Here is a 12344-nt window from a genome sequence, read left to right on the forward strand (position 1 = left end):
TTGAACAAATGATCTCTTACTATATTTGGGCTAAAAGCGACTGGGGCGCTTTGATTCCGTCGCTTCGCTTAAACGGACTGAATTGATCCTTTGGGTTAATAGGGTCACTGCGGGAAGTTTTGGACTTCCGATCGCTGTTATGTTTGAATTTCCTGATTTAAACCGCAGGCAGCGGTAGAAATCCAAACATAGCATATGCTTCCGTAGCGAGCTTTCCTTCGGAAAGCTTTCTGGCGAACGCTAACGCTTCTCCAGTTCCAAAATTCCTCTCCGTTCCTCCTTTAACCCCAATGTCTAATCGTGTCCCCCTGTCGCTTACGCTCCAGAACAACTACTGCCCCCACCGCACGCCCAACTCTTCTCCAGCTCATCAGTTCACCACTGACTTACTATTTTTAAAGATTAGATTAGTTCCAGCTTGCGGAAGATGGTGTCCACATGCTTCAGATGCCAGGAAGGATTGAACGCATCCTCAATCTCTTCTGCGCTAAGCACGGCCGTGATCTCCGGGGTTGCTTCCACGATGTCACGGAACTGGGTCTGCTCCTCCCAGGCCTTCATCGCACGCGGCTGCACAGTGTCGTACGCCTGCTCGCGGCTGAAGCCCTTGTCGATCAGCTTCGTCAGAATACGGCCGGAGAACGGAACGCCGAAGGTACGGTTCATGTTGCGCTTCATATTCTCAGGGAATACGGTCAGGTTCTTCACGATATTACCGAAGCGGTTCAGCATATAGTTCAGCAGCATGGTCGCATCCGGCAGGATGATCCGTTCTACGGAAGAATGCGAAATATCGCGCTCATGCCACAACGGCACGTTCTCGTAAGCTGTCATCATATGGCCGCGGATGACGCGCGACAGGCCGGAGATGTTCTCGCAGCCGATCGGGTTGCGCTTGTGCGGCATCGCGGACGAACCCTTTTGACCCTTGGCAAAAGCCTCCTCTACCTCGCGGATCTCACTCTTCTGCAAAGCGCGGATCTCGGTAGCGAACTTGTCGAGGGAGGTGGCAACCAGTGCCAGCGCCGCCATATACTCTGCATGACGGTCACGCTGCAGCGTCTGGGTGGAGATTGGTGCCGGGCTGGTGCCCAGCTTGCGGCAGACGAATTCTTCCACGAACGGGTCGATGTTGGCATAGGTACCGACCGCCCCGGAGATTTTGCCGAATTGTACGCCATTGGCGGCATGACGGAAACGCTCCAGGTTCCGCTTCATTTCCTCATACCACAGCGCCATCTTCAGGCCGAATGTTGTTGGCTCGGCATGTACGCCATGGGTACGGCCCATCATCGGGGTATCCTTGTAGGCGATGGCTTTGTCTTTTAGAATCTCAATGAACCGGATAATATCCTGCTCCAGAATCTCGTTGGCCTGACGCAGCAGGTAACCCAGCGCCGTATCGACCACATCTGTCGAGGTTAGTCCGTAGTGCACCCATTTGCGTTCTGCACCCAGACTCTCGGATACGGCACGGGTAAAAGCAATCACATCATGGCGCGTCTCCAGTTCAATCTCATCAATCCGCGCGATATCGAATTTGGCATCCTTGCGCAGCTTCGCGGCATCCTCATGCGGGATCACTCCCAGCTCGGCCCACGCCTCACAGGCACAAATCTCAACCTCCAGCCACGCGTTGAATTTATTCTCTTCGGTCCATATGGCCCGCATCTCAGGTCTGCTGTAACGTTCAATCATAGCTTGTCATTTCCTCCAAAGGTTAGTTTGCTCTACCCAGGACAATCCGTCGCCGGTATCCTTGCAGAGCAGGTTGATATGGCCCATTTTACGGCCGGTTTTGCTCTCGGTCTTACCATATATATGAAGCTTGGGTGATACTCCAAGCCTGCTCACTTCTTCATTCGCACGGCAGGCTGCCTGAACGGCTCCGTCCAGATGCTCGCCGAGTACATTCACCATCACTACAGGAGTCAGCAGCTTCGTATCGCCGAGCGGCAGATTGCAGATCGCCCGCACGTGCTGCTCGAACTGCGAGGTCACGCAGGCATCCATCGTGTAATGGCCAGAGTTATGCGGACGCGGGGCCAGCTCATTGACGAACAGCTTTCCGTCCTCCGTCACGAACATCTCTACCGCCAGCAGCCCGACGGCATTCATGCCGGACACAATCCGCTCGGCCAGCTCACAGGCCCGCCGCTGAATCTCCTCTGGCACCCTTGCAGGAACAATGGAGAGATGCAGGATATTGTTCACGTGAATGTTCTCGGCGGGCGGGAAGCTCTTGACCTCCCCCGAGGCGCTCCGGGCGGCGATGACCGAAATCTCGCACTGGAAGGCGATGAATTTCTCCAGCACCAGCTCCGGTACATCTGCTTGCGCACCCGGCGCGACTTGCCGGAACGCTGCGGCCAGCTCTTCCAGCGTGCGGATGACGGCTTGTCCCTTGCCGTCATACCCTCCTGTGGCTGTCTTCAGCACACAGGGCAGGCCCAGGTCGGCAGCCGCCGCTTCCAGCTCCGCCAGGCTGCCAACCTTGCGGTACGGGGCAACGGGCACGCCCGCTGCCTCGATGGTCGCCTTCTCGCGCAGCCGGTGCTGCGTCGTATACAGCAGCGCGCTGCCCTGCGGCACGTACGACTCCTCCGTCAGCAGCGCGGCTACGCCCGCGTCCACGTTCTCGAACTCGTACGTGATGACGTCCGAGCGCCGCGCCAGCTCACGCGCGGCGTCCCGGTCGTTATACGCCGCAGTGATCTGCGGCGTCACCTGACCGCACGGCGCGTCCTTTGCCGGGTCCAGCGCCACGAAGCGGTAGCCCATGGCGCTGCCGGACAACGCCAGCATGCGCCCAAGCTGCCCGCCGCCGAGCACGCCGATCGTTGCGCCGGGCAGCAGCGTCCGTGGCGGCTGCGCCCCGGTCTCTTCCCGCTGTGCCTCAGCCCCGGCAGCTATTGCTTCGCCTTCAGCCTTTACCATTCGTCCAGCTCCAGCACCTTCCGCTTCGCCTACAGCCTTTACCGTTCGCCCAGCTCCGGCACCTTCCGCTTCGCCCTCAGCCTTTACCGCGCGCTCCGCTCCGGCCAGCTCCGCGCCGTCCTCCAGCCGTCCGGCCTTCAGCTCCTCCGGGCTCATAGGCTCTCGCTGCTTTCCAGCACCTCTTGCTGAGTCGCCTCGCGCCGCAGCTGCACCCTGTCCGCCACCTCCGGCTCGAAGGCGCCGATGATCTGCGCCGCCAGCAGTCCCGCATTGATCGCTCCGGCGCGGCCAATTGCTACCGTCGCTACCGGGATGCCCGCAGGCATCTGCACAATAGACAGCAGCGAATCCATGCCGTTCAAGGCCTTAGACTGCACAGGTACACCGATGACCGGCAGCGTGGTCTTCGCAGCCACCATACCCGGCAGATGCGCCGCGCCGCCCGCTCCGGCGATAATGACCCGCAAGCCGCGCTCCGCTGCCTCTTCGGCATAACGGAACATCAGATCCGGTGTGCGGTGTGCGGAGACAACCTTTTTCTCATAAGCTATATCCAGCTCCTCCAGCACTTCACAGGTATGCCTCATCGTTTCATAGTCCGATTTGCTGCCCATAATGACACCTACTTGCACAGACATCGTTCACCCAGCCTTCCATTTCCGTTATAGAGATTTCTCTGATTTCAGTGTGTCCCGTTTCCTGCCAATTCCCGCGTTGACCGAGAAAAATAGCCCGGACTCCAGACGCATTCTGCTGCGGGTGGACCCGGACTACTAAGGAATCAGGTGATAACCGCCCGGCAGCTGCACAGTCCCCGTCCTTGCAGACAGGAGAATGCAGGAACACCGCCCCGGTCTGCGGGGAGGCTATCTGCTGCCGTTCCAGTTATCCTATTTCCTCGTAGTCCGGCAATTTACGGTTACCGGGTAGAAACTTCCGGGCCCTATCCCCGGTTTTATACGAGCTCTTCATAGATTCAGTTTAACAACGCCCTACACATCATGTCAACTTAAACACGAACATTGTCATATCATGTCTGTAAAATGTTCGCTTTTGGGCTTGATTGAAAATCTTATTCCCGCTAATCCGCCTAAAAAAAGGGGAACGCCGCAGCGTCCCTCTACTAAAGTTCCTATTATTTAACAACCAGCACCGGAATGCGCGCACTTTGCACCACATTATGGCTTACGCTGCCCAGAACAAATTCCCGGATACCGCCCAGCCCCCGGCTGCCGATTACGATCACATCTGCATTCTGCTCTTTGGCATAATTCAGAATAATTTCCGCAGGCGATCCCTGCAGCAATTCTACCGTAGCATTCAGACCTTCGGCTTCCAAGCGGCTTTTCACTTCATCCGTAGTCTGGACCGCGAGGTCATAATAATCCTTATTCACCGATGCCGGCAGAGGCGCGAGAGCTTCCCCGATGAAGAATCGCGGGAATTCAAATGCGTGTACGACGTACAGGGAGGACCCTGGCGTTACCTTAGCCAGCTCAATCGCCCGTTCCAGAGCCTGATTCGAAGCCTTTGAACCGTCATAGGCAAGCAGAATTTTAGAGAATAACATATACGCCACCTCTTTCTATTATTTACATCATTACCAAGCCCTTAAGCGGCTTACCTCAAAAAATATCCATACAGCACCATATTCAGCAGCAGCAGCAGCGGAATTCCGAGCCTGAAGGAAGTATGCCTTGTCTTGTGGCGTTTGCGGTACATGGCAATCAGCACACCCAGCGCCCCGCCCATGAACGCCAGCAGAAACAGTGTTTTCTCCGGCACCCGATCCCGTCTTTTTCGGGCCTTGTTCTTGTCTTCCGACATCACGACATACCCGATAATGTTGATCAGCGCGAACCACAGCAATACCACCTTGACCATCCTTCCGGCCCCTCCTCCTAGCATCCTACTCTGCTCTCTATTATATTACCCTTTCCGGCAAAAAACCAATAACCTCACATCACCGGCCCTGCAACCGCCGCTCTTTCTTGCTCCGCCCGCCTGCGGCTCCGGCTTCCCTGATCCAGAACCAGGACAGCACCGCCGCAAGCACCGCTGCAATGGCGCCCAGCCAGAAGCCTCCGCGCAGGCCATACGCCGCACTCATCCATCCCGCCACAAAAGGTCCGCCGGACATACCGATCGCATACACCGCCTGATAGAAGCCCATCGCCGTCGCCCGCTTGAACGGAGCTACCCCGGAGACCGATTTACCCAGCAGGAGCGGGAAGATCAGGCCCTGCATGAAGCCGTTCCCGATCTGTGTTATGCATAACGCCGCAAGCGTGGGCATCGAAGGAATGAGCAGCGTGAAGACCGCACTTCCGGCAAAACCCAGCATCAGCGTCCCCCGGTCGCCCAGCCACCGGCCGAACAGCCGCGCTCCATAGAGGGTCGCTACCGCATGAGGCAGCATAAAAGCCAGCGTCAGCCAGCCGAGACTCCCCTTGCTCGCGCCAATATAGAGCGCCTGATTCGGCGTGTAGCCGAACATTGTAATGAACAGCACACAATGGGCCAGCACTGATAACAGCGATACTTTTACCAGCAGCGGCTCCTTCACGACACCGGCCAGATCCTTGAGCTTAATCGCTGCGCGCTTCTCCAGCTGTTGCTCCGGAAGACGGACGACCAGCAGCATCGCGGCCACCGCCACAACCCCTCCGATGATGAACGGGGTATTCCAGCCGAAGTGGTCTACGATATAGCCGCTGATCATCATGCTGGTCAACTGGGCAATCACCGTGGTGAACTGGAGCATCCCCATAGCCCTGCCCGCCTCTTCTTTCGGAAAATACCCTGCGAACATCACCGAGTACACGACCCACGCCGATGCTGCTATCCCCGAGACCGCCCGCGCCGCCAGCGCCCAACCCGGATGTACCCCTGCCAGGAACAGCAGACAGCTCGCTCCGCTTGCAATCAGTCCCAGATAAATGAACGGCCGCCGCCGGTTAAGTACATCTGAACCCATCCCTATCGGCAGCCGGAACAGAATCTGCATCAGGCCGTATATCCCCAGCACCGCTCCCACCATGACATAAGAAGCGCCCAGATGCTCCACATACGGCGAGAGCACCGGAACATAGATATAAGAAGAGAACCAGAACATAAAGACGATCACCAGAAAATACAACCGGCTGCTCCCCTTCGTACCCGGAGCCTCTGCCGCTTTCTCCACACCCGCTAAACCTTCAGCCGCCGCCACTTCTCCACCCGCCCCACTCTATTTACCGGAGCCCTAACGCCTGACCCCGTATCAATCTTCTACAGTAAAGCATATCTGCCGTCCCTTGAATAGCCCTTAAGCCGCAACAAGACCACCGGTATATCCCGGCAGTCTTATTAGGGGCCTTTCTTTGTCACCTAGTCTTTCACTCATGAGCGCATCCACCTAACAGCTCTATCCCACATCAGGTTAGCTTGCCCGGTTGTATGGCCTTCCAGCTGCTTGGACTACTTGCCCTTCTGCTTCGCTTCCATCGCCGCCTTCAACAGGTCGCCAAGATTGTTACCGGCACTTTCCGTCTTGCTGTACTGCTGAACCAGCTTCTGCTGCTCGCGTTTGTTGATATGCTTGTGATCCTTATCCATCGTCTCTGTAATTCCGCAGCCGAGGCACTGCACATACTTCCCGGCCTTGCCCTCCTTCATCTCCATCTTCTTATGGCACTGCGGGCAGCGGCGGTTCGACAACTGCTTCTCGCCCGCCCGCGTGTAGCCGCAGTCCTCCTTCGGACAGACCAGCAGCTTGCCGCGTTTGGTCTTCTTCTCTAACATCCTTGTTCCACACTCCGGACAATGGCTGTTAGAGACATTATGCGGCTTGTATTCCGCTCCGCTGTTCTTCACCCCGGACACCAGCTCCTGGGCCATACTCCGGATACCCTGCAGGAACGGCTCCGGGCGCCCCTGCCCGCGCGCAATTCTCTCCAGCTCTGCTTCCCAGCGTGCCGTCAGCTCCGGTGTACGCAGCTGTCCCGAGACCAGTTCAATCAATTGCTTGCCCTTGCCGGTCGGATGCAGCAGATTGCCCTGCCGTTCAATCGTATCCGAGCTGACCAGCTTCTCAATGATATCCGCACGGGTGGCCGGTGTCCCCAGCCCATGCTTCTCCATCTGCGTCAGCAGCGTCGCTTCATTATAACGCTTCGGCGGCTGTGTCCGTCCCGGCTTGATGATGCAGCGCGCAAGCTTCACGCTATCGCCTTCCCGCAGCTCCGGCAGCTTCACACTGCCTGCTGCGGGTTCATCCCCCATATTCTCCTCTTCGTCATCCTGGCTCATATCTCCGCCGTATACCTCACGCCAGCCTGCATCCTTGACGGTAGTTCCCTTCACATAGAAGCTTTCACCATCAACGGTTACCGTCACAGCTACGGCGTCATAACGGGCCGGAGGATAGAACAGGCTAATGAACCGCCGTACGATCAGATCGTAGAGCTTCCGCTCTTCCGTACTCAGCAGATTGAGCAGCACCGTCTGCTCTGTCGGAATAATCGCGTGGTGATCGCTGACCTTGCTGTCATCGACAATCCGCTTTGTGATTGGCAGCGGCTTCCGCAGCAGCGGTCTGGCGAGAGCTGCATACGGACCTACAGCCACGCTGTCGAGTCTTTCTTTTAGCGTGCCCGTCATATCAGCGGTCAGATAACGGCTGTCTGTACGCGGATAAGTGACCAGCTTATGCTGTTCATACAGCTTCTGGAGCACACTTGAGGTCTGCTTGGCCGAGAAGCCGAATTTGCGGTTGGCATCCCGCTGCAGCTCAGTCAGATCGTAAGCCAGCGGATGAGGCTCGCTTTTCTCACTCTTCAGGACCTTGGTAATCCTTCCGCTGCGGCCTGTAAGCTTATCTTTAAGAACTCCTGTCTTCTCTCTATCAAAAATCCGTCCATCCCCGCCCTGCGCGCGCCATCCCGCCTGGAAATTCCCGAAATCACCAGTCAGCAGATCATATTCCTGGGAACGGAAGCCGGTAATCTCATTCTCCCGGTCCATAATCATTCCCAGGGTAGGTGTCTGCACACGCCCCGCAGAGAGCGGCGCGCCGAACTTGCAGGTTAAGGCCCGGGTCACATTCAGCCCGATCATCCAATCCGCCTCAGCACGGCAGCGGGCAGATTCATACAGCCGGTCGAAATCCCGTCCAGGCCTTAGCGAAGCGAATCCTTCCTTAATCGCCTTATCTGTCTGCGAAGAGATCCACAGCCGCTGGAACGGCTTTTTCCAGCCTGCCATATTCATAATCCAGCGGGCCAGCAGCTCACCCTCACGCGCCGCGTCCGTTGCTACGATCAGCTCCCCGATATCCTGCCGTTTCATCAGCTGCTGCACAGCCTTATACTGCTGGCTGGTCTCGCGCAGCACCTTCAGCTTGGCCTTCTCTGGAAGAATCGGCAGATCCTCCAGCGCCCAGGTTGCATATTTATTGTTATAGTCCTCAGGCTCAGCCAGGCCAACCAGATGCCCAAGGGCCCAGGTCACCACATATTTCGGACCTTCCATATAACTTTTCTGTTTATTCCCACAGCCCAGCACCCGCGCAATCTCACGGGCCACCGACGGCTTCTCTGCCAATACTAATACCTTCATCGTCCAAACCCCTCCCTGTCATCAACAACCTATTATAACATGACATACAAGTCCGCAATTATCATCAGGCCGAATTCCCTTTCCTTCCGATAAACTAGAATCATCCCCCAGCCGAAAGGAGTCACAGCCAATGCCCGCCTCAGAATTGTATAATATTATACCAGTAGGAGTATGGCGTTTTTCTGCCCGGAACCGATTACCGCCTGAACCTCCCTTATGAATTTGAATACTACGGCCAAGACTATCTGGGACCCCATCATCCGGACTCCATAAGTGAAATCTACATCCCGTTAACGCTGCTCTAATCAGGAACAAAATGCCTGCGGCATCCCCATTGTGATCGGTTTTTCGATCACATTCGGCCCACACACCTCTGCCGCACCGAATGTAGTCGGTTTTTCGACCATATCCGGCCTACACGCCTCTGCCGCACCGAATGTAGTCGGTTTTTCGACCATATCCGGCTCACACGCCTCTGCCGCACCGAATGTAGTCGGTTTTTCGACCTTATCCGGCTGTTCGGTGAAATCAGCGAAGTCATTCCAATTACTGATCCAGAATATTTTCATCCTGCCGATGCTCCAAGACACTTCCCCCCAACTTTATGCACAACTTATCCGCATCGGATGTAAATCATAATTTCCTAATCAGCAAAACAACCCCACAAAGCGGGGCTTTAGCTTCGATGATGACTTAGGTACTTTGCGGGGACCCCAAAACATAAAAACCAAAAAAGCCCGCATCTGCACAGCAGACACGGGCCAGACTCAGCCTATCTTACCCATTCCCGTTTTCACGGTTCGCGGGTTCATGGAATCACTATAGTGCTCTCAAGATCCTTATGATAAGTTTTCACCGGTTTCCCATTAGCATCCAACAAGAGCTTCAGATCATTATCCAAAGTCATTGTATACGGTCTGACCGTAATCGTCTTAGGGGTTTGCGGGAAGGTATTGTATAGGCTATCTACAATAGGATGCTGAACAGCCTTCATCAAGGCATACCCTTGCTTGGAAGCAGCAACATTACCCGCATCATCCACAAGCTCATAGAATACCGCAGTTGGGCCATATTCCCCAGTCTGCTCCGGTGATGCAGGCACTTCCCCTTCACTGGTGATGATCATCCTCATGGCAGCAGGCGTGATGTCCAGACTCTTTACTTTATAATGGAAAGAGTCTTTGCTCGCCCCCTGGCCCGGGGTAAGGTTGATGATTCCCTCCGCAAGCTTCTTCGCTGTTACCTCGAACTCAAACGGCTCGGCGATCTGGGCAACCGGTACGCGGATATTCACCTTGAATTCGTCTCCGAGAGCCGAAGCATTGTGCAGTTCTCTAAGCTCCAATAAGAGGGTGTTCGGTTGTCCTTTTACATCACCTGTGATAGAAGAACCGAAGCCGATAGGCTCTCCTGACGCCAGAGTAACCACCGGCAGACCCAGCAGCCCTTTTGTCGACTGATCGAATTCATGAGTTTTATAATTTGTAATCTCCGCCAGCATCCGCTCATCCGTTACTCCAGTTCTTTCAAAACCAATGGCCAGCTGAATTCCATCATAAAATACCTCCGTAACACTTAACGTCACTCCATCCTTGGTAACGCTCATATTAGGAGAAGTAGTCAGCCCCTGTTCCGCCGCCAATTTCAAACCCGGGTTCTCCGTGTGCTTGAATATACTGCTGAACACGGGCAATTGACTCAATGTATCGGCCCATACCGGGGAGATGAAACCTGCTGCTACTGTACCTAACCCGATCATTACGGCTATACTTGCGGCTGCTAATGTCTTTTTAAGCAATTTGCTTCCTCCTCTGGTCTCCAAATGTTCGATCCGGTTCATAATCTGCTCATTATAGCTATCTACAGGAAGCTCTACTCTTCCAACGCTGCTGCGAATACGTTCCAGCATTTGCTTCTCAGTTTGATTCTGCCACTTCTCCATGAGCACACCCTCCCCTTTCATCCGCTTTTTGCTGAATCAGTTTTTTACGGAGCCGTTCATATTTTTTGCGCAGCGCCGCCGAACTGCTTCCGGTAATCATTGAGATCTCTTCGAAGCTGTATTGTTCAATGACACGAAGGATTAATAGCCCCCGCTCTTCCGAAGTGAGATTTTCAAAAATCCGGTCTACCGGTGACTCCTCCGGCAACGCTTGTTGATTCGTCATCAGTTGCAGCTTATAAAGGGACAGCAACCGGCTGCAACGCTTACGCTTGCGAAGCTGGTCCAGGCAATGATGATAAGCCACCTTATATAGCCAGGCCGAAAAAGAAACCCGCCGTTCATAACGCCCAAGCTGCTGATACACCTTAACGAATATATCCTGCACAGCATCCTCTGCTTCTTCACGGCTCCTTAGGAGATAGTAGCAATACGTGTAAATCTTTTTTTCATACTCCTTAATTATTGTTGAGAACGCTTCCCTGTCTCCTGCATGTACCTGATGAATGGCTTCTTCAATCTTATTTGGATTCATTGGGCCCCCGGGGTTGCCTTGCTCCAAAGGAATCACCTCCACTTTCCTTTTACACCTGTATAACGAATGCCAATTGTGTATTTGTGACATATAAGGAAGTAGCAAATATGACAAAAGACAGTTCCCCTGAAATTCGAGCACTGTCTGGATTTAACGCTATGTAAGTCTCTCTCTCAGACATCAATCTATCTTCTAAGCTTCAGGCAAGCCTCAAAAAATACCCGTTCCCCGCCTTGCCCTCGCACATATACACCTTCTTCAGTTAGAGAAGAACGCATAACACTGATCTCCTCAGCATACTTGGCTTCCTGGGTATAGGTAATATGAAGTCCCATAAGCTCTAACTCCTCCCACTCCTCCAGTGCCAGTGCATCACAGCATAAATCTGCATATCGGGCATTGTTAAGATGTTTGTTGTTATCCAGCCCGCTATATCTGACCTGATAACGGTAAGCCTTCTGCAAGGGGAGTTCGGATGGAATAATTACTTTATCCGGCAGACTCCCTACGGAATCCTCTACATACGGCTCGACAACAATAGGCAAAGCCGACGGACGCAGAATTTTCCGTTTCCCAATATCCACAAGGGCCCAGATCGAGCGCGCTGAAGCAAGCTCTACACCTTGGGCGTCATAGATCCGGTAATCCCGCTGCCAGAGCGGTCCTTTGTTTCCTTTACTCCAGGTATGCACATCAAGAAGCTCACCCGGCGACGGTAGACGCTGCAGATTCAGATCCAGGGTGATGACCATCCAGCCCATTCCCGCCTTGAGCATACTCTCCATACTTAGCCCCAGACTGCTTACAGCCGAATCCGCAGCACGCTGCATAATATCCAGCAGGAAGGAGAGCTTGCCCCTTGACCGGTAATCCGTGTCACTTGCCTGAACCCTGAACTGCTCTGTCCACAAAAAGCTGCTATGCTTGTCCATAACTTTTAGCTCCTTCACCTGTCTATCCCCAATTCTCGGTACCTATCCACATTATTCTAACGGATATCCACATCATTTGGGGAGAAGTATCAAAAAAACTAAATCTATCCACATGTGTATAACTATACGTCACTTGTAAGAAGACCTGAAGTCTACTCACAAGCTGCCCACAAGGCTTCCCCGAAAATACAAAAAGACCACTGTCTGAGAATCAACAGTGGTCTTGTGTGCTTGGCAACGTCCTACTCTCCCAGGACCCTTCGGTCCAAGTACCATCGGCGCTGGAGGGCTTAACGGTCGTGTTCGGGATGGGTACGTGTGGAACCCCTCCGCTATCGCCACCAAACGGGCATTTACAGCGTAAATGCTTCAGGAATTTGATTCCTGAAAACTGAATCCG

Annotated in this window: 11 protein-coding genes, 1 rRNA gene and 1 riboswitch; all 12 genes read right to left on the reverse strand. The window is 54.3% G+C overall.

Annotation, left to right across the window (positions count from 1 at the left end; genetic code table 11):
• Positions 1 to 402 precede the first annotated feature (402 nt).
• Positions 403 to 1698, reverse strand: a complete 1296-nt coding sequence (gene purB / locus MKY96_RS25570) for an adenylosuccinate lyase (protein WP_340944373.1) — start codon at positions 1696 to 1698, stop codon at positions 403 to 405.
• Positions 1699 to 1704: 6 nt separating this feature from the next.
• Entirely contained in the window at positions 1705 to 2937 is a 1233-nt protein-coding gene (purK, locus tag MKY96_RS25575; protein ID WP_340944783.1) for a 5-(carboxyamino)imidazole ribonucleotide synthase, read from the reverse strand.
• Positions 2938 to 3089: 152 nt separating this feature from the next.
• A complete protein-coding gene (gene purE / locus MKY96_RS25580; protein ID WP_340944374.1) occupies positions 3090 to 3575 on the reverse strand; it encodes a 5-(carboxyamino)imidazole ribonucleotide mutase in 486 nt (161 codons plus the stop codon).
• Between the two features lie 243 nt (positions 3576 to 3818).
• A riboswitch (purine riboswitch) is annotated at positions 3819 to 3920 on the reverse strand.
• A gap of 152 nt (positions 3921 to 4072) precedes the next feature.
• On the reverse strand, positions 4073 to 4507 hold the full coding sequence (locus MKY96_RS25585) for a universal stress protein (RefSeq protein WP_340944376.1): 435 nt from the start codon (positions 4505 to 4507) through the stop codon (positions 4073 to 4075).
• Between the two features lie 50 nt (positions 4508 to 4557).
• On the reverse strand, positions 4558 to 4821 hold the full coding sequence (locus tag MKY96_RS25590; RefSeq protein ID WP_036693313.1) for a DUF1294 domain-containing protein: 264 nt from the start codon (positions 4819 to 4821) through the stop codon (positions 4558 to 4560).
• Between the two features lie 79 nt (positions 4822 to 4900).
• Positions 4901 to 6121: an MFS transporter gene (locus tag MKY96_RS25595; RefSeq protein ID WP_340944377.1), complete on the reverse strand. Its 1221-nt coding sequence runs from the start codon at positions 6119 to 6121 to the stop codon at positions 4901 to 4903.
• A gap of 275 nt (positions 6122 to 6396) precedes the next feature.
• Positions 6397 to 8535 (reverse strand): DNA topoisomerase III, encoded by a 2139-nt coding sequence (locus MKY96_RS25600; protein ID WP_340944379.1) that lies wholly within the window; start codon positions 8533 to 8535, stop codon positions 6397 to 6399.
• 305 nt (positions 8536 to 8840) lie between these two features.
• Positions 8841 to 9104, reverse strand: a complete 264-nt coding sequence (locus tag MKY96_RS25605) for a hypothetical protein (protein ID WP_340944381.1) — start codon at positions 9102 to 9104, stop codon at positions 8841 to 8843.
• A gap of 239 nt (positions 9105 to 9343) precedes the next feature.
• Complete coding sequence (locus tag MKY96_RS25610; protein ID WP_340944382.1) at positions 9344 to 10444, reverse strand: DUF4179 domain-containing protein; 1101 nt, start codon at positions 10442 to 10444, stop codon at positions 9344 to 9346.
• Positions 10445 to 10451: 7 nt separating this feature from the next.
• Complete coding sequence (locus MKY96_RS25615; protein WP_340944384.1) at positions 10452 to 11126, reverse strand: RNA polymerase sigma factor; 675 nt, start codon at positions 11124 to 11126, stop codon at positions 10452 to 10454.
• A 71-nt stretch (positions 11127 to 11197) separates the two neighbouring features.
• Complete coding sequence (locus MKY96_RS25620; protein ID WP_340944385.1) at positions 11198 to 11944, reverse strand: acyl-[acyl-carrier-protein] thioesterase; 747 nt, start codon at positions 11942 to 11944, stop codon at positions 11198 to 11200.
• Positions 11945 to 12173: 229 nt separating this feature from the next.
• Positions 12174 to 12290: ribosomal RNA gene (gene rrf, locus MKY96_RS25625) — 5S ribosomal RNA — on the reverse strand.
• Positions 12291 to 12344: the final 54 nt, after the last annotated feature.

Source organism: Paenibacillus sp. FSL R7-0302 (assembly GCF_038006885.1).
Lineage (GTDB): Bacteria > Bacillota > Bacilli > Paenibacillales > Paenibacillaceae > Paenibacillus_AQ.